Origin of the sequence: Streptomyces sp. NPDC051576 (assembly GCF_040681835.1) — a bacterium.
Lineage (GTDB): Bacteria > Actinomycetota > Actinomycetes > Streptomycetales > Streptomycetaceae > Streptomyces.
Map to the genome: position 1 here is coordinate 230,906 of NZ_JBFAZO010000013.1, position 20,203 is coordinate 251,108.

General features: G+C 70.2%; 22 protein-coding genes. 20 read left to right on the plus strand and 2 right to left on the minus strand.

The window, feature by feature from the left end; translation table 11 throughout:
• Positions 1-47: 47 nt before the first annotated feature.
• The gene (gene ffh / locus AB0M63_RS36445; RefSeq protein WP_355922676.1) at positions 48-1,601 is read left to right on the plus strand and encodes a signal recognition particle protein; all 1,554 of its coding nucleotides are present in this window, start codon (positions 48-50) and stop codon (positions 1,599-1,601) included.
• A gap of 73 nt (positions 1,602-1,674) precedes the next feature.
• Entirely contained in the window at positions 1,675-3,621 is a 1,947-nt protein-coding gene (ftsH, locus tag AB0M63_RS36450) for an ATP-dependent zinc metalloprotease FtsH (RefSeq protein WP_366022370.1), read from the plus strand.
• Positions 3,622-3,624: 3 nt separating this feature from the next.
• Here ftsH and AB0M63_RS36455 read toward each other — a convergent pair whose 3' ends face one another.
• The gene (locus AB0M63_RS36455; protein ID WP_366022371.1) at positions 3,625-4,482 is read right to left on the minus strand and encodes an SAM-dependent methyltransferase; all 858 of its coding nucleotides are present in this window, start codon (positions 4,480-4,482) and stop codon (positions 3,625-3,627) included.
• Between the two features lie 198 nt (positions 4,483-4,680).
• Between AB0M63_RS36455 and proS the strand changes: the two genes are divergently transcribed.
• The 18 genes from proS (at position 4,681) to AB0M63_RS36545 (ending at position 19,410) form a co-directional block, all read left to right on the plus strand.
• Positions 4,681-6,096, plus strand: a complete 1,416-nt coding sequence (proS, locus tag AB0M63_RS36460) for a proline--tRNA ligase (RefSeq protein WP_366022372.1) — start codon at positions 4,681-4,683, stop codon at positions 6,094-6,096.
• A gap of 260 nt (positions 6,097-6,356) precedes the next feature.
• Positions 6,357-6,953: a hypothetical protein gene (locus AB0M63_RS36465; protein ID WP_355922664.1), complete on the plus strand. Its 597-nt coding sequence runs from the start codon at positions 6,357-6,359 to the stop codon at positions 6,951-6,953.
• Positions 6,954-7,228: 275 nt separating this feature from the next.
• Positions 7,229-7,657, plus strand: a complete 429-nt coding sequence (gene rpsP, locus AB0M63_RS36470) for a 30S ribosomal protein S16 (RefSeq protein WP_355922662.1) — start codon at positions 7,229-7,231, stop codon at positions 7,655-7,657.
• Positions 7,658-7,659: 2 nt separating this feature from the next.
• Positions 7,660-7,899: an RNA-binding protein gene (locus AB0M63_RS36475; RefSeq protein WP_005479813.1), complete on the plus strand. Its 240-nt coding sequence runs from the start codon at positions 7,660-7,662 to the stop codon at positions 7,897-7,899.
• Between the two features lie 83 nt (positions 7,900-7,982).
• On the plus strand, positions 7,983-8,528 hold the full coding sequence (rimM, locus tag AB0M63_RS36480) for a ribosome maturation factor RimM (protein ID WP_355922659.1): 546 nt from the start codon (positions 7,983-7,985) through the stop codon (positions 8,526-8,528).
• Positions 8,528-9,361, plus strand: coding sequence for a tRNA (guanosine(37)-N1)-methyltransferase TrmD (gene trmD / locus AB0M63_RS36485; protein ID WP_355922656.1), 834 nt, complete (start codon positions 8,528-8,530; stop codon positions 9,359-9,361). The genes rimM and trmD overlap by 1 nt, the downstream gene beginning before the upstream one ends.
• A 134-nt stretch (positions 9,362-9,495) precedes the next feature.
• Positions 9,496-9,846, plus strand: coding sequence for a 50S ribosomal protein L19 (rplS, locus tag AB0M63_RS36490; RefSeq protein WP_148010680.1), 351 nt, complete (start codon positions 9,496-9,498; stop codon positions 9,844-9,846).
• A 44-nt stretch (positions 9,847-9,890) separates the two neighbouring features.
• Positions 9,891-10,616 carry a signal peptidase I gene (lepB, locus tag AB0M63_RS36495; protein ID WP_355922653.1) on the plus strand — a complete coding sequence of 242 codons (726 nt, stop codon included), beginning with the start codon at positions 9,891-9,893 and terminating at the stop codon, positions 10,614-10,616.
• Positions 10,609-11,721, plus strand: coding sequence for a signal peptidase I (gene lepB / locus AB0M63_RS36500; protein ID WP_355922650.1), 1,113 nt, complete (start codon positions 10,609-10,611; stop codon positions 11,719-11,721). Before lepB (AB0M63_RS36495) ends, lepB (AB0M63_RS36500) begins: the two co-directional genes overlap by 8 nt.
• Positions 11,609-12,592 (plus strand): signal peptidase I, encoded by a 984-nt coding sequence (gene lepB / locus AB0M63_RS36505; protein WP_355922648.1) that lies wholly within the window; start codon positions 11,609-11,611, stop codon positions 12,590-12,592. Before lepB (AB0M63_RS36500) ends, lepB (AB0M63_RS36505) begins: the two co-directional genes overlap by 113 nt.
• 77 nt (positions 12,593-12,669) lie before the next feature.
• Positions 12,670-13,446, plus strand: a complete 777-nt coding sequence (gene lepB, locus AB0M63_RS36510) for a signal peptidase I (RefSeq protein ID WP_355922645.1) — start codon at positions 12,670-12,672, stop codon at positions 13,444-13,446.
• Positions 13,436-13,969, plus strand: coding sequence for an NUDIX hydrolase (locus AB0M63_RS36515; protein WP_366022375.1), 534 nt, complete (start codon positions 13,436-13,438; stop codon positions 13,967-13,969). The genes lepB (AB0M63_RS36510) and AB0M63_RS36515 overlap by 11 nt, the downstream gene beginning before the upstream one ends.
• Positions 13,970-14,026: 57 nt before the next feature.
• A complete protein-coding gene (locus AB0M63_RS36520) occupies positions 14,027-14,335 on the plus strand; it encodes a DUF2469 domain-containing protein (RefSeq protein WP_003965949.1) in 309 nt (102 codons plus the stop codon).
• A 126-nt stretch (positions 14,336-14,461) separates the two neighbouring features.
• Entirely contained in the window at positions 14,462-14,824 is a 363-nt protein-coding gene (locus AB0M63_RS36525) for a YraN family protein (RefSeq protein WP_355922640.1), read from the plus strand.
• 1 nt (position 14,825) lies between these two features.
• The gene (locus tag AB0M63_RS36530; protein WP_366022376.1) at positions 14,826-16,451 is read left to right on the plus strand and encodes a YifB family Mg chelatase-like AAA ATPase; all 1,626 of its coding nucleotides are present in this window, start codon (positions 14,826-14,828) and stop codon (positions 16,449-16,451) included.
• Complete coding sequence (gene dprA, locus AB0M63_RS36535; RefSeq protein WP_366022377.1) at positions 16,448-17,620, plus strand: DNA-processing protein DprA; 1,173 nt, start codon at positions 16,448-16,450, stop codon at positions 17,618-17,620. Before AB0M63_RS36530 ends, dprA begins: the two co-directional genes overlap by 4 nt.
• 271 nt (positions 17,621-17,891) lie before the next feature.
• Complete coding sequence (gene whiG, locus AB0M63_RS36540; protein ID WP_355919261.1) at positions 17,892-18,734, plus strand: RNA polymerase sigma factor WhiG; 843 nt, start codon at positions 17,892-17,894, stop codon at positions 18,732-18,734.
• Positions 18,735-18,852: 118 nt separating this feature from the next.
• Positions 18,853-19,410, plus strand: coding sequence for a helix-turn-helix domain-containing protein (locus AB0M63_RS36545; RefSeq protein ID WP_355919515.1), 558 nt, complete (start codon positions 18,853-18,855; stop codon positions 19,408-19,410).
• Positions 19,411-19,423: 13 nt separating this feature from the next.
• Here the strand turns inward: AB0M63_RS36545 and AB0M63_RS36550 are convergent, their stop codons facing one another.
• Entirely contained in the window at positions 19,424-20,005 is a 582-nt protein-coding gene (locus tag AB0M63_RS36550) for a M23 family metallopeptidase (RefSeq protein WP_366022379.1), read from the minus strand.
• Positions 20,006-20,203 lie beyond the last annotated feature (198 nt).

Sequence of the window (20,203 nt, forward strand, 5' to 3'; positions counted from 1 at the left end):
CCTGGAAGACGCCCACACCGCCCCCGACTCCGAGGACCGACTCCGCCGTGTTCGATACTCTCTCCGATCGCCTTTCAGCGACCTTCAAGAACTTGCGCGGCAAGGGGCGCTTGAGCGAAGCGGACATCGACGCCACGGCGCGCGAAATCCGTATCGCCCTCCTCGAAGCCGACGTCGCCCTGCCGGTCGTCCGGGCGTTCATCAAGAACGTCAAGGAGCGTGCCCTCGGCGCCGAGGTCTCCGGCTCGCAGTACCCGGCCCAGCGGGTCCTCGACATCGTCAAAGAGGAACTGGTCACCATCCTGGGAGGCGAGACCCGCCGCCTCCGGTTCGCCAAGCAGCCCCCGACCGTGATCATGCTCGCGGGTCTCCAGGGTGCCGGTAAGACCACCCTCGCGGGCAAGCTCGCCAAGCACCTCAAGGAAGCGGGCCACTCGCCGCTGCTGGTCGCCGCCGACCTCCAGCGCCCGAACGCGGTGACCCAGTTGAGCGTCGTCGCCGAGCGCGCGGGCGTGGCCGTCTTCGCCCCGGAACCGGGCAACGGCGTGGGCGACCCGGTCAAGGTCGCCGAGGACTCCATCCAGTTCGCGAAGACCAAGGTCCACGACATCGTCATCGTGGACACCGCCGGCCGCCTGGGCATCGACCAGGACATGATGCGACAGGCCGCGGACATCCGGGACGCGGTCTCGCCGGACGAGATCCTCTTCGTCGTCGACGCGATGATCGGCCAGGACGCCGTCGCCACGGCGGAGGCCTTCCGTGACGGCGTCGGCTTCGACGGTGTGGTCCTCTCCAAGCTCGACGGCGACGCCCGCGGTGGTGCGGCCCTGTCGATCGCCTCGGTCACCGGCAAGCCGATCATGTTCGCCTCGAACGGCGAGAAGCTGGAGGACTTCGACGTCTTCCACCCGGACCGGATGGCCTCGCGCATCCTCGACATGGGTGACCTGGCCACCCTGTTCGAGAAGGCGCAGAAGGAGTTCAGCGAGGAAGAGGCCGCCAAGATGGCCTCCAAGCTCGCCTCCAAGAAGGGCCAGGACTTCACCCTCGACGACTTCCTGTCCCAGATGGAGCAGGTCAGGAAGATGGGCAGCATCAGCAAGCTGCTCGGCATGATGCCCGGCATGGGCCAGATCAAGGACCAGATCAACAACATCGACGAGCGGGACGTCGACCGTACGGCGGCCATCATCAAGTCGATGACCCCGGGCGAGCGCGCCGAGCCGACCATCATCAACGGCTCGCGCCGCGCCCGTATCGCCAAGGGCTCCGGCGTCGAGGTCAGCGCGGTGAAGGGCCTGGTCGAGCGGTTCTTCGAGGCCCGCAAGATGATGTCCCGCATGGCCCAGGGCGGCGGAATGCCCGGCATGCCGGGGATGCCCGGCATGGGCGGCGGCCCCGGCCGTACGAAGAAGCAGCCCAAGAAGGCCAAGGGCAAGCAGCGTTCCGGCAACCCGATGAAGCGCAGGCAGCAGGAGCTGGAGGAGGCCCAGCGCCGCGAGGCCGGCGCCGCTCCGGGCGGCAACGCGTTCGGGCTGCCCGAGCAGGGCGCCCAGGACTTCGAGCTGCCGGACGAGTTCAAGAAGTTCATGGGCTGACCTTCGGAAAGTCCATGGGCTGAGCTCACGCTCTGCGCATGCCAAGGGTTGGTCCGTGTCGTAACGTCCCGATATGACCAACCCTGCGCCGCCGCGCAAGTCCCCCGACCAGCCCTGGCGTACCGAGGGCACCCCCGACGAGCCCCCGAAGCCGTCGCCGGGCGGGAAGAAGATGCGCGGCGGCTGGTGGAGCCTGATCCTCACCGCACTGGTCGTGTACCTGATCGCCAACCTCATCCTGTCCTTCTTCAACGAGGGCGACGAGCCGACGATCTCCTACACGGAGTTCAGCAAGCAGGTCGACGCGGGCAACGTCACCAAGATCTACGCCAAGGGCAACGCGATCCAGGGCCAGCTCAAGAAGGCCCAGGACAACCCGGGCGGCGACGGCAAGTACACCAAGTTCGACACCGAGCGGCCGACCTTCGCGGACGACCAGCTCTGGGAGGACCTGACCAAGCACGACGTCACGGTCACCGCCGAGCCGGTCGTCCAGCACCGCAGCTTTCTGGCCAATCTCCTCATCGCACTGGCCCCGATGCTGCTCCTGGTCGTCCTGTGGATCCTCATCGCGCGCCGGATGCGCGCGGGGCTCGGCGGCGCGGGCGGCATGCTCGGCCGCAAGGCCCCGCCGAAGCCGGTCGAGCTGGAGCCGGGCAAACAGCGCACGACGTTCGAGGACGTGGCCGGCATCGACGAGGTCGAGGGCGAGCTGAACGACGTCGTCGACTTCCTCAAGAACCCCGACGCCTACCGGAAGATGGGCGCCAAGATGCCCCGGGGCGTGCTGCTCGCGGGCCCGCCCGGCACCGGCAAGACGCTGCTCGCGCGGGCGGTCGCGGGGGAGGCGGGGGTGCCGTTCTTCTCGGCCTCGGCCTCCGAGTTCATCGAGATGATCGTCGGTGTCGGCGCCTCACGCGTGCGTGAACTGTTCGCGGAGGCCCGCAAGGTGGCCCCGTCGATCATCTTCATCGACGAGATCGACACCATCGGCCGCGCCCGCGCCCGCGGCGGCGGCAGCGGGATGGGCGGTCACGACGAGCGCGAGCAGACCCTGAACCAGATCCTCACCGAGATGGACGGCTTCTCCGGCTCCGAGGGCGTCATCGTCATCGCGGCGACCAACCGCGCCGACGTCCTGGACCCGGCGCTCACCCGCCCCGGCCGCTTCGACCGGGTGGTCGTGGTCTCGCCGCCCGACCGCGGCGGCCGCGAGGCGATCCTGGAGATCCACACCCGCGAGATCCCGCTCGCCGAGGACGTGAACCTCGCCCAGGTCGCCCGTACGACCCCGGGCATGACCGGCGCCGAACTGGCCAACCTCGCCAACGAGGCCGCCCTCCTCGCGGTCAAGCGCAAGCAGGACCAGGTCACCCAGTCCGACCTCTCGGAAGCCCTGGAGAAGGTCCAACTGGGCGCCGAACGCCCGCTGGTGATGCCCGAGGAGGAACGCAGGCGCACCGCTTACCACGAGAGCGGCCACGCCCTCCTCGGCATGCTCCAGCCCGGCGCCGACCCGGTCCGCAAGATCACCATCGTCCCGCGCGGCCGTGCCCTCGGCGTCACGCTCTCCACGCCGGACGCGGACAAGTACGCGTACACCGAGGAGTACTTGCGCGGCCGGATCATCGGCGCCCTCGGCGGCATGGCCGCGGAACAGGTCGTCTACGGCGTGATCACCACCGGCGCCGAGAACGACCTCGAACAGGTCACCAACATCGCGCGCGGGATGGTCGCCCGCTGGGGCATGAGCGAGCGCGTCGGCCGCCTCTCCGCGCTCCCCAGCGACGCCCAGCAGGCCTACGGCCTCGCCGCCGCACCGCAGACCCTGGACGTGATCGACGACGAGATGCGCCGCATCGTCGACGAGTGCTACGACGAGGCCTGCCGCAAACTCCGCGACCACCGCGGCCAGTTGGACGCGCTCGCGGCGGCCCTCCTGGAGAACGAGACGCTGGAGGAGACGGACGCGTACCGCATCGCGGGCGTCACCCGCCTCTTCAAGGAGGACTCCCCGTAGTCCTCAGGGAGTACGCGCGATCAGGTACCGGAACACGTTCGGCATCCACACCGTGCCGTCCCGCCGCTGATACGGATGCAGGGCCTCCGTCAACTCCTTGTCCACCTGCACCTGGTCCGTCGCGGTGATCGCCGCGTCGAAGAGACCCGTCGACAGCAGCCCTCGTAGAGCACTCTCCACATCGGCGTACCCGAAGGGGCACGACACCCGCCCGGAGCCGTCCGGCCGCAGGCCCGCGTGCTGGGCGACCTCCTCCAGGTCGTCGCGCAGCGCCGGGCGCCAACTGCCCCCACCGCGCAGCGGATCCGCCAGCCTGGTGGCCACCCGCAGCACGGACGAGGTGGCGCAGCGCTCCGGCGGACCCCAGCCGGCCAGCACCACGGGCGCCCCGCGCTCGGTCAGCGGCGTCGCGGCCGCGAGCAGGTCGCCCAGGCCCTCCGAGTCGCCCGCGAGACACCCGATGGGCTCGAAGGCGGTCACCAGGGTGTACGCGGGCGTCTCCGCGTCGGCCGCGTCCCTGGGGGAGCCGTGGACGAGCCGGGTGTGTGCACGCGCGCGTGGGGACCACGCGTCGGGCAGCAGCCGCTCGCGGGCGAGGGCCAGCCGTTCGGGCGAGGAGGACTCGACACCGGTGATCGAAGCGCCTCTGGAGGCCGCCATCAACAGGGCGAGCCCGGAGCCGCAGCCGAGGCCGAGCAGCCGGGTGCCGGGCCCCACTTCGAGTCGCTCGTAGACGGCTTCGTGGAGCGGCACCAGCATCCGCTCCTGGATCTCGGACCAGTCACGCGCGCGTGCACCCAGGTCCACACGGGGCACGGGCCCCGCATGAGGCAGGTACTGCCGCACGAGCGTAGGTGTCATCGAAAGCGCCCCAATCCGCCGAGAGTTGTGGCCGTGCCCGTTTCCGGGGCCCCCGTGATGTGCGCCCGCACTTCCCCCGTATGTCAGCAAACTCCGCGCTCGCTACGGCGTCCAGAGGTTGTGGGGCCCGGCTTGTGGCTTCCCTGTGGGAGTGGCGAGAATTCACATGGCGGCAACGTGGACCCGTACGATCTCGCCATGGCCAAGGCACCCGTACTCACGCCTCGGGCGGACGACTTCCCCCGCTGGTACCAGGATCTGATCAGCAAGGCCGAGCTGGCCGACAACGGCCCGGTGCGCGGCTCCATGGTCATCCGACCGTACGGGTACGGCCTCTGGGAGCGGATGCAGGCCGAGATGGACGCCCGGATCAAGGAGACGGGCACCGAGAACGCCTACTTCCCGCTGCTGATCCCGCAGTCCTACCTCGCCCGCGAGGCCGACCACGTGGAGGGCTTCGCGCCCGAGCTGGCCGTGGTCACCCACGGCGGCGGCAAGGAACTCGAGGAGCCCGCGGTCGTCCGGCCCACCTCCGAGATGATCGTCAACGAGTACTTCGCGAAGTGGGTGCAGAGCTACCGCGATCTGCCCCTGCTGATCAACCAGTGGGCGAACGTGGTCCGTTGGGAGCTGCGGCCCCGGCTCTTCCTCCGGACGAGCGAGTTCCTCTGGCAGGAGGGCCACACCGCGCACGCGACCTACGAGGAGGCGCGCGACTTCGCCGCGCACATCCACCGCCAGGTCTACGAGGACTTCATGGTCAACGTCCTTGCGATGGACGTCGTACCGGGGCGCAAGACGGTCAAGGAGCGGTTCGCGGGCGCCGTCAACACCCTCACCCTCGAAGGGATGATGGGCGACGGCAAGGCCCTCCAGATGGCCACCAGCCACGAGTTGGGCCAGAACTTCGCCAAGGCCTTCAACACCCAGTACCTGTCCAGGGAGGGCAAGCAGGAGCTGGTCTGGCAGACCTCCTGGGGTTCCACCACGCGCATGATCGGTGCCCTGGTGATGATGCACGGCGACGACGACGGACTCCGGGTGCCGCCGCGGCTGGCGCACATCCAGGTCGTCGTCCTCGCGATCAAGGGCGACGAGGCGGTTCTGGCCAAGGTCCGCGAGATCGGGGCCCGGCTGAAGGTGGCGGGCGTCCGCGTCCGGGTCGACGACCGCACCGACATCCCCTTCGGGCGCCGCGCCGTCGACTGGGAGCTGAAGGGCGTGCCCGTACGGATCGAGGTCGGGCCGCGTGACCTGGAGAACGGCACGGCGATGCTGGCCCGTCGGATCCCGGGCGGCAAGGAGCCGGTGGCGATCGACTCCCTCGTAGAGCTGCTCCCTCTCGTCCTTGAGGAGGATCAGGCGATGCTCCTGAAGCAGTCCCGCGAGCGGCGCGAGTCACGCACCTCCGAGGTGTCGACGGTCGCGGAGGCGGTCGAGGCCGCGACCTCCGGCGGCTGGGCGCGCATCCCGTGGGCGGCCCTCGGCGAAGAAGGCGAGGCCGAGCTGGCCGAGCACGCGGTGACCGTACGGTGTCTGGTCGCCGAGGACGGGTCGGTACCGGACGCCGACAAGGCACCCGGTAACGTCGCGGTCGTCGCGCGCGCATACTGAGGCGGCGCCCTCCGGCGGCAGAGCGACCGAAAGGCCTCTTGCGCAACGGCGGACACCAGCTCCCCCGGCGCGCGGACACCGTCTACGCGCCGGGTCGTACCGAGGACTACGCACCAGCTTGGTATGAGCTGTGAGGCTTCTCCGCAGATCAGCGCACCCGCCCTCGTCTCCACGCATCAGCGGCAACTGACGGGTACGTGCAAATTATTTGGGATGCCCCGGAATCGGAACACAGGGGCACTCCGGCTCGTTGTCATTACGTGAGCACGACACAGACACCACCTGTTCTCGCCGCAGAGCTGGCAGAGGCGTGGGCCGACATTCAGCGGTACCACCCCGAGCTGCCCGATCTGGCCGCGCCCGAGTCCCTGATCGGAGAGTCGTCGTCCGCCTGCGGACACGAACTCTCCTTCGAGCGACTGCTCCATGAGGCAGTCCATGGCATCGCCGCCGCGCGCGGCGTGCGCGACACGTCCCGCGCCGGCCGCTACCACAACCGCAGATTCCTCGCGATCGCCGAGGAGCTGGGCCTGGACCACCCCGACGAACCGCACCCCAGCAGCGGTTTCTCGCTGGTCCAGCTCAACCCCGAGGCCAAGCGGCGCTATCGGCCGACGATGGAGCGCCTCCAGCGCGCGCTGAAGGCCCACACCGTCGCCACCTCCGCGGACACCTCCCGCACCTTCCGCGGTCCGGCCGCCCGGCACGGGTCCTCCGGTGGGGGCGTCCGCGTCAAGGCGGTGTGCGACTGCGGTCGTAACGTACGGGTCGTCCCTTCGGTGCTGGCCCAGGCGCCGATCGTGTGCGGGGGCTGCGGCAAGCCCTTCCGCATCCCGGAGGTCCTCGGAGCGGCCTGAGGCTGCGGCTGCTCGTGGCAGCCGCATCCCGCAGGGCCGGGTTGCGCACACCCGCGCCGGTCACCTCCCGGCGCCGGGTGTCGCTTCCGCGTGGGCGGGAGCGTCCTCCCGGTCGGCCGGGCCTTCGGCGTGTGGCACAATGGCTAGCTGTACTCGACAGCCGCACAGGAACCCTCTCGCCTCCGGCTGACGCGTCCATCGGGCACTCGGGTACCGCAACCCCACGCGGCCATCTGCCGTGCCCAACCACGTCAAAACCAGGAGAACCCACTCCCGTGGCAGTCAAGATCAAGCTGAAGCGTCTGGGCAAGATCCGTTCGCCTCACTACCGCATCGTCGTCGCCGACTCCCGTACCCGCCGTGACGGCCGGGCCATCGAGGAGATCGGTCTGTACCACCCGGTGCAGAACCCCTCGCGCATCGAGGTCGACACCGACCGCGCGCAGTACTGGCTGGGTGTCGGCGCGCAGCCGACCGAGCCCGTCCTCGCCATCCTGAAGCTCACCGGCGACTGGCAGAAGTTCAAGGGCCTCCCGGCCCCGGCTCCGCTGCTCGTGGCCGAGCCGAAGGCCGCCCGCCCGGTGTTCGACGCCCTCGGTGGCGACGACCAGGGCAAGGGCGAGGCCATCACCCAGAAGAAGAAGGCTGAGAAGAAGGACGAGGCTGCCGCCGAGTCGTCTTCGTCTGAGTCGACCGAGGCCTGAGCGTGCTTGAGGAGGCTCTTGAGCACCTCGTGAAGGGCATCGTCGACAACCCTGACGATGTGCAGGTCGCCTCGCGCGACCTGCGTCGTGGGCGCGTGCTGGAGGTCCGGGTGCACCCCGACGACCTCGGCAAGGTGATCGGTCGCAACGGCCGCACCGCTCGCGCTCTGCGCACCGTCGTGGGCGCCATCGGCGGCCGGGGTGTCCGCGTCGACCTCGTCGACGTGGACCACGTCCGCTGACGCCAATTCGCACACCGGCTCGGGCCGGGGAGGGCCACTGGCCGTCCCCGGCCCGAGCTGTATGACACAGGAGATTCGGACACGTGCAACTGGTAGTCGCACGGATCGGCCGTGCCCATGGCATCAAGGGCGAGGTCACCGTCGAGGTACGCACCGACGAACCGGAGCTCAGGCTCGCGCCCGGTGCCGTCCTGGCCACCGAACCGGCCTCCGCCGGCCCGCTGACCATCGAGACCGGCCGGGTCCACAGCGGCCGCCTCCTGCTGCGCTTCGCGGGCGTGAGCGACCGGACCGGCGCTGAGGCCCTCCGCAACATCATCCTGATCGCCGACGTCGATCCGGAGGAGCTGCCGGAGGACGAGGACGAGTACTACGACCACCAGCTCATGGACCTCGATGTCGTCACCAAGGACGGCACCGAGGTCGGCCGGATCACCGAGATCTCGCACCTGCCCTCGCAGGACCTCTTCATCGTGGAGCGGCCCGACGGCAGCGAGGTGATGATCCCCTTCGTCGAGTCGATCGTCACCGAGATCGACCTGGAGGAGCAGCGCGCGGTCATCGACCCGCCGCCGGGCCTGATCGACGACCAGGCCGAGGTCGTCTCCTCCGAGGAAGAAGAGGCGTAATGCGGCTCGACGTCGTCACGATCTTCCCCGAGTACCTGGAACCGCTGAACGTCTCCCTCGTCGGAAAGGCACGCGCGCGTGGACAGCTGAATGTGCACGTGCATGATCTGCGCTCCTGGACGTACGACCGCCACAACACGGTCGACGACACCCCCTACGGCGGCGGCCCCGGCATGGTCATGAAGACCGAGCCCTGGGGCGATGCCCTGGACTCCGTCCTGGCCGACGGCTACGAGACGGGCTCCGGCGCACCCGCGCTCATCGTGCCCACCCCCAGCGGCCGGCCGTTCACCCAGGAACTCGCCGTGGAACTCTCCGAGCGCCCCTGGCTGGTCTTCACACCCGCCCGCTACGAGGGCATCGACCGGCGGGTCATCGACGAGTACGCGACCCGGATGCCCGTCTACGAGGTGTCCATCGGCGACTACGTGCTCGCCGGCGGCGAGGCGGCCGTCCTGGTCGTCACGGAGGCCGTGGCGCGGTTGCTGCCGGGTGTCCTGGGCAACGCCGAGTCGCACCGCGACGACTCCTTCGCGCCCGGCGCGATGGCCAACCTCCTGGAGGGGCCGATCTACACCAAGCCGCCCCAGTGGCGCGGCCGGGAGATCCCGGACGTGCTGCTCAGCGGCCACCACGGAAAGATCGCCCGCTGGCGGCGCGACGAGGCGCTGAAGCGAACGGCCGCCCACCGGCCCGACCTCATCGAGCGCTGCGAGCCCAAGGCCTTCGACAAGAAGGACCGCGAGATGCTGTCGATCCTGGGCTGGGCACCGGACCCGGCGGGGGAGCCGTACGGCCGATTTTGGCGCAGGCCGGACGGCGTGGAAGAATAGGTCGCTGTTGTGCGTCGTCCGGCGTGCGCCCCTGCCACAGGGGGACACGACGCCCGCCCCGATGAGCACGGCAGACTATTTGCATCCCTAGTTCCCGTTGGTGACCTGTGGCATCAGCGAAGAAAGCAGACGAAATGTCCCACCTGCTCGACACCGTCGACAGCGCCTCGCTGCGCACCGACATCCCGGCCTTCCGCCCGGGTGACACCGTCAACGTCCACGTCCGCGTCATCGAGGGCAACCGCTCCCGTGTGCAGCAGTTCAAGGGCGTAGTCATCCGTCGCCAGGGCGCCGGTGTCCGTGAGACCTTCACGGTCCGCAAGGTCTCGTTCTCCGTCGGCGTCGAGCGCACCTTCCCGGTGCACACCCCGATCGTCGAGAAGATCGAGCTCGTGACCCGTGGTGACGTCCGTCGCGCGAAGCTGTACTACCTCCGTGACCTGCGCGGCAAGGCCGCGAAGATCAAGGAGAAGCGCGACAACTAGTCGCGTACGGGGTTCTTATCGGGGCCGGATAGCATCTGGCTCCGATGGACACCGAAGCACAGCCGACGGAGCGCGACCGCTCCTCCCGCCCTTCCGACTCCGAGGACACCTCGGACACCGGAGGACCGGAGGGCCGGTCGCGTTTCGCGTTGGTGTCGCGTGCCGCCGAGTGGCTGCCCGGCGGGCGGATCACCCTGACCGTCCTAGTCTGTCTGGTGTTTCTGCTGCTGCTCAACACCTTCTTGCTCCAGCCTTTCCAGATTCCTAGCGGATCCATGGAATCCGGATTGAGGATCGGCGACCGCGTTCTCGTAAATAAGTTGGCGTACCGTTTCGGTGCCCATCCGCAGCGCGGCGACATCGTTGTGTTCGATGGCACTGGCTATTTCGGGGACGCCGACTACATCAAGCGCGTTGTGGGTGTGGGGGGAGACCACGTGGTCTGCTGCGACAAGGAGGGGAGGATCCAGGTGAACGGGCGGTCGGTCGACGAGTCGGCGTTCCTGTACCCAGGGGATGCTCCGTCCACCGTGTCTTTCGACCTGGTCGTGCCCGAGGGGACCCTCTTCGTCCTGGGCGACCACCGCGCCGACTCAAGTGACTCCAGGGACCACCTGGGAGACCCGGGCGGAGGCATGATTCCCGTTGGTGACGTCGTCGGGCGAGCCGACTGGATCGTCTGGCCCACCCGCGACTGGACCCACCTCGTCCGGCCCGGGGCCTACGCGCGCGTACCGAACGCGAAAAGCGCCGGCGGCGCCCATGGGTAACCGCGGCAGGCCGCGCGGCGCGGCGCCGGGCGGCTCCTCCGGCAACGAGAACCTGCTGCCGACCGGCTTCCGGCGGGCGGGCGCGCTCGCCCCTGCCGGGGGCGCGGGCCGCAGCCGGGCCGAGCGGCGCAAGCTCCAGCGCAAGGTCAAGCGGCGGCGCAGGCGCGGCGCGGTCCGGGAGATACCGCTCCTGGTCGGTGTCGCCGTACTCATAGCCCTCGTCCTGAAGACCTTCCTGGTCCAGGCGTTCGTGATCCCTTCGGGCTCCATGGAGGAGACGATCCGCGTCGGCGACCGCGTCCTGGTCGACAAGTTCACCCCGTGGTTCGGTGCCGAGCCCAAGCGCGGTGACGTCGTCGTCTTCCACGACCCGGGCGGCTGGCTGGGGGACGAGACGACCACCAAGAAGAACGACCCCATCGTCGTCAAGCAGGTCAAGGAAGGCCTTCAGTTCATCGGCCTGCTGCCCTCCGACAACGAGCAGGACCTCATCAAGCGGGTCATCGGCGTCGGCGGCGACCACGTCAAGTGCTGTGACGCGCAAGGGCGGGTGACCGTCAACGGCGTCCCCCTGACCGAGGCCGACTACCTGTATCCCGGGAACGCACCGTCCGAAACAGCGTTCGACATCACCGTCCCCAAGGGCCGGCTGTGGGTGATGGGCGACCACCGCGGCAACTCGGCGGACTCCCGCGCACACCAGAACACCAGCTACGGAGGCACCGTCCCGCTCAGCCTGGTGGTGGGGCGGGCCAAGATGATCGCCTGGCCCATGGACCACTGGACCAGCCTGAACGAACCTAAAACCTTCGCATCGGTTTCCAACTCGGTGTCCGGGACGACCGCCGCCCCCGAACTGTCGCATAGGGTTGCCCCGGTCGATCCGAACGGATCGGTCCAACTCCCGAGCCCTGCGGAACTCCCGCTCGTTATGGGAGTGGTGGGCCTGCGTCGAAGATGGCGCGGGCGGCGGCACGGAGTAAGGAGTTGGCGTGGGGGATGTGGCGGTTGGCGCACGGTCCGGACACGACGGCGAGGAGCACCGCGGACGTCCCGTGGAAGCACCCGCCCCGGCCGCGGACAGCGCCGTGACCTCCGGGAGTGACGCCGGAGCGGACGAGGACGGCAAGGACGGCGTGGAGTCAGGTACACAGACCAGGACCGAGGGCCAGGGGCCGGGCGACTCGACCCCCCAGGCGAAGAAGCCGCGCTCCTTCTGGAAGGAGCTGCCGATCCTGATCGTCATCGCGCTGGTCCTCGCGCTGCTCATCAAGACGTTCCTGGTGCAGGCGTTCTCGATCCCCTCCGACTCGATGCAGAACACCCTCCAGCAGGGTGACCGCGTCCTGGTCGACAAGCTCACCCCGTGGTTCGGCTCCGAGCCCGAGCGCGGCGAGGTCGTCGTCTTCCACGACCCGGACGACTGGCTGGCGGGTGAGCCCACGGCCAACCCCAACGCCCTGCAGACCGTGCTCAGTTGGATCGGCCTGATGCCCTCCGCGCAGGAGAAGGACCTCATCAAGCGGGTCATCGGCGTCGGCGGCGACACCGTCTCCTGCAGCGGCACCGGCCCGCTGATGGTCAACGGCAAGGCGCTGAACGAGCCGTACGTCTACCCCGGCAACACCCCGTGCACCAACGACGACCAGGGCGGCCAGTTCACCGTCAAGGTCCCCAAGGGCGACATCTGGGTGATGGGCGACCACCGGCAGAACTCGCGGGACTCGCGCTACAACCAGTCCGACAAGCACCACGGCATGGTCCCGGTGAACGAGGTCGTCGGCCGCGCGATCGTCAAGGCCTGGCCCATCAACCGCTGGGGCACGCTGCCGATCCCGGACACCTTCGACCAGACGGGCATCAACACCCAGGCCTCGGCCTCCCGCCTGCTGACGGCCGCCCCGCAGGGCCTCGCCCTCGTCGGTGTCCTGCCCCTGGTCCTGTGGCGCCGCAGGCGCTCGGCCAAGGACGAGTAAAGGCCTTGTGGAGCTTGTGACCCAGGTCCCGGATGAAGGGCTGACCACCCTCGGTACCGCCGGGTAGGGTGCCGCCCATGGGTGGCGAGAGCGCAACACGTACGGCCCCGCGTACCAGCGGTGGCACTGGCAAGGGCCCGGTGGGCCGCCGGACCGGAGAGCGGTTGTCCGGACTGGCCGTCGCACTGGGCCTTGTGCTGTTCCTCGGCGGGTTCGGCTGGGGAGCGGTGGTGTACCGGCCGTACACGGTGCCCACCAGTTCGATGACGCCGACCATCGACGCGGGTGACCGGGTGCTGGCCCAGCGGGTGGACGGCGACGAGGTGCGCCGGGGCGACGTCGTGGTCTTCACCGACAAGACCTGGGTGACGAACGCTCCCGTGGTCAAGCGCGTGGTCGCCGTCGGCGGGGACACCGTCTCCTGCTGCACGAACGGCAAGCTGGTCGTCAACGGCAAGCAGATCGACGAGCCCTACCTCAAGGGCGGCGCGGTCGAGGACAAGACGATCCCCGCCGTGAAGGTCCCCAAGGGCCGCCTGTTCCTGCTCGGCGACGAACGCCAGGGCTCCCTGGACTCCAGCGCCCACCTCACGGACGTCGCCAGCGGCACCGTCGCGAACAGCGCCGTGAGCGCCCGCGTGGACGCCGTCGTCTGGCCCATGAAGGGCATGCTGGAGCGCCCCACCAACTTCGAGGTACTGGGCGGTCTCTCCCAGCCCGGGCCCCTGCGCACGATCCTCGCCGTGATCGTCGCGGGCGCGGTGCTCGTCCTCGGCGGCGGCGCCTACGGCCCGGTCGCCAAGCTGGCCGGCCGCCGCTCCCGCCCCCGGCCGGAGCCCGCCGGTGCCCGCTGAGGCCACCGAGGAGGACCAGGACTCCTACGAGGGCGGCCCGCGCAAGGTCGCCCGGGTCGTCCTCCTCGACCCGCAGGACCGGATCCTGCTGCTCCACGGCCACGAGCCGGAGAACCCGGCCGACGACTGGTGGTTCACCCCCGGCGGCGGCCTGGAGGGCGACGAGACCCACGAGGAGGCCGCGCTACGGGAACTCGCGGAGGAGACCGGGATCACACAGGTCCGGCTCGGCCCGGTGCTGTGGACGCGGACCTGCTCCTTCCCGTTCGCGGGCCGCCGCTGGGACCAGGACGAGCGGTACTACCTGGCCAGGACGTCCACTACGGCCGACGGCGTGCCCGGCGCCACGGCCCTCACAGAGCTGGAGCGGCGCAGCGTCTCCGGAGCGCGTTGGTGGACGTGCCGGGAACTGGACCGGGCGCATGAGACGGTGTATCCGACCAGACTCGCCGAGCTGCTCCGCAGGCTGCTCGACGAAGGTCCCCCGGCCGGACCGGTGACCCTGGACACCGAAATCGTCTAGGGGCGCACGGGACTGGCGCACAATGGTGGGATCAGCACGGCTGAAGGGGAACATGCCATGAGCGCCGAGGACCTCGAAAAGTACGAGACCGAGATGGAGCTGAAGCTCTACCGGGAGTACCGCGATGTCGTCGGTCTGTTCAAATACGTGATCGAGACCGAACGGCGCTTCTACCTCACCAACGACTACGAGATGCAGGTGCACTCGGTCCAGGGCGAGGTGTTCTTCGAGGTGTCCATGGCGGATGCCTGGGTGTGGGACATGTATCGACCCGCTCGCTTCGTGAAACAGGTGCGAGTCCTCACGTTCAAGGACGTGAACATCGAAGAGCTGAACAAGAGCGATCTGGAACTGCCGGGCGGCTGACGGCGGGTCCCGCGGGGTGATCATCGCTCGTGCGGGTGACGGAGTTCTCCACAACCACTGAACGGTCCACCAAGATCCACTTGGTGGACCGTTCCGCGTCACGGTTGGCGCGGAGGTGGTGCCGACATGAACGCACGCAGTGCACTCGGCAGGTACGGCGAGACGCTGGCCGCACGACGGCTGGTCGAGGCCGGGATGACGGTCCTGGAGCGCAACTGGCGCTGTGGCAGGACCGGCGAGATCGACATCGTGGCGCGGGACGGCGACGTCCTGGTCGTCTGCGAGGTCAAGACACGGCGGACGGGTGCCTTCCAGCATCCGATGGCCGCCCTGACCCCGGAGAAGGCGGAGCGCCTGCGCGGCCTCGCCGGACGCTGGATCCACGCACACGGAGGGGCGCCGCCGGGCGGCGTCCGCATCGACCTGGTGGGCGTGCTCCTGCCCGGCCGCGGCGCACCCGTCGTCGAGCACGCGCGGGGGGTGGCCTGAGATGGGCTTCGCTCGTACGTGTTCGGTGGCGCTGGTGGGCGTCGAAGGCGTGGTGGTCGAGGTCCAGGCCGACCTCGAACCGGGCGTCGCCGCGTTCACGCTGGTGGGACTGCCCGACAAGAGCCTGACGGAGAGCAAGGACCGGGTGCGGGCCGCCGTGGTCAACTCGGGCAGCGCCTGGCCGCAGAAGAAACTGACGGTGGGCCTGAGCCCGGCATCCGTGCCGAAGAGCGGCAGCGGCTTCGACCTGGCCGTGGCGGCGGCCGTGCTCGGCGCCGCCGAGCGGATCGATCCCCGGGTGCTCGCCGACATCGTGATGATCGGTGAGCTGGGACTGGACGGCCGGGTGCGCCCGGTCCGGGGCATCCTCCCGGCGGTGCTCGCGGCGGCGGACGCCGGGTACGAGCAGGTGGTGGTGCCGGAGTGCGCCGCCGCCGAGGCGTCCCTCGTGCCCGGGGTGTCCGTGCTGGGCGTCCGCAGCCTGCGGCAACTGATCGCGGTACTCGCGGACGAGCCCGTCCCCGACGAGGAGCCGGACGACCTGAGCCGCCCGGATCCGCTCCTCGCCGGTCTGCGTGTGCCGGGCACCGGCGCGGCCACCGGAATGCACAGCGTGGGAGCGGCGCACCACGACCCGGGGCACGACCTCGCGGACGTCGTCGGGCAGCTCTCGGCGCGCACCGCGGTGGAGGTCTCCGCGGCCGGCGGCCACCACCTCTTCCTCGAAGGTCCGCCCGGTGCCGGCAAGACCATGCTGGCGGAGCGGCTGCCCGCGATCCTGCCCCGGCTCAGCAGGCAGGACTCGCTGGAGGTCACTGCGGTCCACTCGGTGGCGGGCCTGCTGCCCCCGGGCAAACCCCTGATCGACGTCGCCCCCTACTGCGCCCCGCACCACTCGGCCACGATGCAGGCCCTGGTCGGCGGCGGGCCCGGGATCGCGCGGCCCGGTGCGGTCTCGTTGTCGCATCGCGGAATTCTCTTTCTGGACGAGACCCCGGAGTTCAACAGCCAGGCACTGGACGCCCTCCGGCAGCCACTGGAGGCGGGACATGTGGTGATCGCGCGCAGTGCCGGGGTCGTGCGGTTCCCGGCCCGCTTCCAGATGGTGCTCGCGGCCAACCCCTGTCCGTGCGGCCGCTTCTCGCAGACCGACGACTTCTGCGAGTGCCCGCCGATGACGATCCGCCGGTACCAGGCCAGGCTCTCCGGGCCGCTGCTCGACCGGGTGGACCTGCGGGTCGAGGTGGACCGGGTCACCCGCGCCGAACTCACGGAGCGGGGCGCCCGGGGCGAGTCCACCGCGACGGTCGCGGACCGGGTGCGGGCCGCCAGGGAGCGGGCGCGGGCCCGTCTCGCGGGCACCCCGTGGCAGACCAACAGTGAAGTGCCCGGCCGTGAGCTGCGCAGCCGCTGGCAGGCCGTGCGCGGGGCGATGGACGAGGCCGAGCGCAGCCTGGAGCGGGGCATGCTGACCGCGCGGGGTATCGACCGCGTCCTGCGCGTGGCCTGGACGGTCGCGGACCTCAAGGGCCACGACCGACCGGACGCGACGGACGTGGCCCTCGCCCTGCAACTGCGCACCGGCGTTCCCCGGGGAGCCCCGATGGCCATCGGGGCACTGACATGACCTCGAGCGTGACCACGAACGAGGACCCGGGCGAGGAGTTCCACGCCCGTGTCTTCCTCGCCCGGGTCGTCGAGCCCGGCGACGAAGTGGCCGGCCGGTGGATCCGCGAACTGGGCGCCGCGGAAGTGGCCCGGCGCCTGCGGGACGGCGGCCCGCAGCTCGTCGGGGTGACCGACAGGCGCTGGGCCGGGCTGCGCGCGCGGGCCGGACTGGTCGAACCGGGCCGGGACCTGGCCGTCGCACGGGATGCCGGCGTCCGGTTCGTGTGTCCCGGCGACGCTGAGTGGCCCGCGCAACTCGACGACCTCGGGGACGCGCGGCCCACCGGACTGTGGGTGCGCGGGCTGCCCAGCCTGCGGCAGTGGGCGCTCACCTCGGTCGCCGTCGTCGGCGCCCGCGCCTGCACCGAGTACGGCGCCCACATGGCGGCCACCCTCGCCGCCGGCCTCGCCGAACTCGGCTGGGTGGTCGTGTCCGGCGGCGCCTACGGAGTCGACGGCGCCGCCCATCGCGGCGCCCTCGGCGCGGGCGGCGCCACCGCCGCCGTGCTCGCCTGCGGAGTCGACCGGCCCTACCCGCGCGGCCACACCGAGTTGATCAGCAGGATCGCCGAACAGGGGCTCGTGGTGGGCGAGTTGCCGCCCGGGGAACATCCGACGCCGAGCAGGTTCATCCTCCGGAACAGGGTGATCGCGGCGCTCACCAGGGGCACCGTGGTCGTCGAGGCCGCCCATCGGAGCGGGTCCCTCGTCACCGCGCGGGCCGCGCAGAAGCTGGGGCGCCACACGATAGGAGTGCCCGGCCCGGCCACCAGCTCACTCTCCGCCGGAGTGCACGAACTCCTGCGCGGGGAAGCGGTGCTGGTGACCGACGCCGCGGAAGTCGTCGAACTGGTCGGCGACATGGGCGAACTGGCTCCCGACCGACGCGGACCGGTGCTCCCGCGCGACCTGTTGGCACCGGCGGCCCGCCGCGTCCTCGCCGCACTGCCCGGCAACAGGGCGGCGCCACCGCAGGAGATCGCGCGCGGTGCGCAGACCACTCAGGACGACGTGATCGCGAGACTGTACGAACTCAGAGCACTTGGTTACGTCGAACGACACAGCGACGGCTGGAAGTTGACACGCCAGGCGATGATCTCGGTCCGGGCCGGTCGGGGGCGCCGCTGACCGAGCGTGTTCGGCCGTCCGGGGGAACCCCGACACCCTTGGAAATTCCCGCAGTTGGCACATTCCGATGATCACGCAGAGCGATCGTAGTCACCCGTTCCGGCACCTCGTCGAACGCGTCCGTGCCCGGTCCGGGCCTCGCCCTTCGCGCACCGCGACACTCCAGTCACGCTACGCTCACGGGGATTCCGGCACAGACCGGCAACTCGGCATCACTCCGACAGCTCACCCAGGCAACCGCACTTCACAGCAGAACGGCACAAGGCGACGAATGCCCCAGCACACCTCCGGGTCCGACCGGGCGGCGATCCCCCCAGCCGCCCGCGACGGTGGCGCCGTCCGGCCGCCCGCTCCCTCGACGCTTGAGGAGCTCTGGCGGTCGTACAAGACGACGGGGGACGAGCGGCTGCGCGAGCAGTTGATCCTGCACTACTCGCCGCTCGTGAAGTACGTCGCGGGGCGGGTGAGCGTCGGGCTGCCGCCCAATGTGGAGCAGGCGGACTTCGTGTCGTCGGGGGTGTTCGGACTGATCGACGCGATCGAGAAGTTCGACATCGAGCGGGAGATCAAGTTCGAGACGTACGCGATCACCCGTATCCGGGGCGCGATGATCGACGAGCTGCGCGCGCTGGACTGGATCCCGCGCTCGGTGCGGCAGAAGGCGCGGAACGTGGAGCGGGCGTACGCCACGCTGGAGGCGCGACTGAGGCGCACCCCCAGCGAGGGCGAGGTGGCCGCAGAGATGGGCATCGCGGTGGACGATCTCCACGCCGTCTTCAGCCAGTTGTCGCTGGCCAACGTGGTGGCGCTGGAGGAGTTGCTGCACGCGGGCGGGGAGGGCGGCGACCGGCTCAGCCTGATGGACACCCTGGAGGACACCGCCGCCGACAACCCGGTGGAGGTGGCCGAGGGCCGGGAGCTGCGGCGGTTCCTGGCGCGGGCGATCAACACCTTGCCCGAGCGGGAGAAGACCGTCGTCACGCTGTACTACTACGAGGGCCTCACCCTCGCCGAGATCGGCAACGTGCTCGGGGTGACCGAGAGCCGGGTCAGCCAGATCCACACCAAGTCCGTGTTGCAACTGCGCGCCAAGCTGGCGAGTTTCGGCCGTTGAGCAGAACCCCTACGGCTTTCCTGACCTCGCAGAATCGTGCCTGCATGGCCCGAGTCACTCCCGCCGGGGGTGGACCGTCCGTAGAGTGGTTGACGTGCCAAGGATTCGAGCGGCCTCCGTGGCCGAGCACCGATCGATGCAGCGAGCCGCCCTGCTGGACGCGGCTCGTTCCCTGCTGTCCGAGGGCGGGACGGAGGCGCTGACCTTCCCGGCCCTGGCCGAGCGGACCGGTCTCGCGCGCTCGTCCGTGTACGAGTACTTCCGCTCGCGGGCGGCCGTCGTCGAGGAACTGTGCGAGGTCGACTTCCCGGTCTGGGCGGCGGACGTGTCGGCGGCGATGCGGAGTGCGGGCTCGGCCGAGGGCAAGGTCGAGGCGTATGTACGGCAGCAGCTCGCCCTTGTCGGGGACCGTCGGCACCGAGCCGTGGTCGCCATCTCCGCGAGCGAACTGGACGCGGGGGCGCGGGAGAAGATCCGTGCCGCGCACGGCGGGCTGGTGGCGATGATCGTCGAGGCGCTGGCCGAGATGGGGCATGCTGAGCCCCGGCTGGCGGCGATGCTGCTCCAAGGGGTCGTCGACGCGGCCGTGCGGCGGATCGAGCTGGGCGCCGCCGAGGATCCCTCGGTGATCACCGAGGCCGCGGTGAGTATGGCTCTGCGGGGTGTGCGGGGGTAGGTGGGGGCTTCCCTCAACCGGGCGCTGTCAGTACGGGCAACAGGCGTGACGGGCTCCTGTTCAGCAGCCACGGCGGCAGCAGGGCCAGTGGGTCCAGGTACAGCTCCCCTCTCAACAGGCCCCAGTGCACGCACGAAGTCGCGCAGTGGGAGCCCGTGAGTTCCACGGTCCCCACCACCTCGCCCGCCGCCACCTCGTCCCCCTTCTTCACTGACGCGCTCACCGGTTCGTAGGTCGTGCGCAGGTCCGTGCCGGTCAGCTCGACCGACACCACCCCCTTGCCCGCCACCCGGCCCGCGAAGGACACCCGGCCCGCCGCCACCGCCCGCACCGGAGCGCCGGCCGGGGTCGCGAGGTCCACGCCGCGGTGGCCCCGGGCGTAGAGCGTCGCCGGGGGCTCCCAGCCCCGTAGGACCAAGGGGTGTGAGCCGACGGGCCAGACCCGGGCCACGGCCGGTACGGGAGGGGGCGGGACTCCGGGAGTCGGGGAAGAGCCGTCGTCGGCCCGGGCAGCGCAGGTCAGCAAGGTCAGCAGTAGGAGCGGCAGTAACGCCAGGGCCGCCCGCACGGATCGTTCACGTCGTCGCGTTCGCATGGCACAAACCGTGCCGTACCGATGCCGATCATGGCCGGGACCTGTGGACCGCCGGGAGCCTGTGGACAACGGCGTCACCCGGTACCTCGCGGGTCCCGTACACTTCCTTTGGCGATCCGGGTCACCGGGTCGACTTCGCACGCCCCGACATCTGGTCGTCACAGACCGGTGTCAGCGCACCTCGGTCCTCTGGGCACG

What these genes read in the sequence shown, in the direction of transcription:
- dprA (WP_366022377.1), top strand. Translation starts at nt 16,448, where the DNA reads ATGACCTCGAGCGTGACCACGAACGAGGACCCGGGCGAGGAGTTCCAC.
- proS (WP_366022372.1), top strand. Translation starts at nt 4,681, where the DNA reads ATGGCCAAGGCACCCGTACTCACGCCTCGGGCGGACGACTTCCCCCGC.
- ftsH (WP_366022370.1), top strand. Translation starts at nt 1,675, where the DNA reads ATGACCAACCCTGCGCCGCCGCGCAAGTCCCCCGACCAGCCCTGGCGT.
- AB0M63_RS36525 (WP_355922640.1), top strand. Translation starts at nt 14,462, where the DNA reads ATGAACGCACGCAGTGCACTCGGCAGGTACGGCGAGACGCTGGCCGCA.
- lepB (WP_355922645.1), top strand. Translation starts at nt 12,670, where the DNA reads ATGGGTGGCGAGAGCGCAACACGTACGGCCCCGCGTACCAGCGGTGGC.
- AB0M63_RS36550 (WP_366022379.1), bottom strand. Translation starts at nt 20,005, where the DNA reads ATGCGAACGCGACGACGTGAACGATCCGTGCGGGCGGCCCTGGCGTTA.
- rplS (WP_148010680.1), top strand. Translation starts at nt 9,496, where the DNA reads ATGTCCCACCTGCTCGACACCGTCGACAGCGCCTCGCTGCGCACCGAC.
- AB0M63_RS36520 (WP_003965949.1), top strand. Translation starts at nt 14,027, where the DNA reads ATGAGCGCCGAGGACCTCGAAAAGTACGAGACCGAGATGGAGCTGAAG.
- AB0M63_RS36530 (WP_366022376.1), top strand. Translation starts at nt 14,826, where the DNA reads ATGGGCTTCGCTCGTACGTGTTCGGTGGCGCTGGTGGGCGTCGAAGGC.
- trmD (WP_355922656.1), top strand. Translation starts at nt 8,528, where the DNA reads ATGCGGCTCGACGTCGTCACGATCTTCCCCGAGTACCTGGAACCGCTG.
- lepB (WP_355922653.1), top strand. Translation starts at nt 9,891, where the DNA reads ATGGACACCGAAGCACAGCCGACGGAGCGCGACCGCTCCTCCCGCCCT.
- lepB (WP_355922650.1), top strand. Translation starts at nt 10,609, where the DNA reads ATGGGTAACCGCGGCAGGCCGCGCGGCGCGGCGCCGGGCGGCTCCTCC.
- whiG (WP_355919261.1), top strand. Translation starts at nt 17,892, where the DNA reads ATGCCCCAGCACACCTCCGGGTCCGACCGGGCGGCGATCCCCCCAGCC.
- AB0M63_RS36455 (WP_366022371.1), bottom strand. Translation starts at nt 4,482, where the DNA reads ATGACACCTACGCTCGTGCGGCAGTACCTGCCTCATGCGGGGCCCGTG.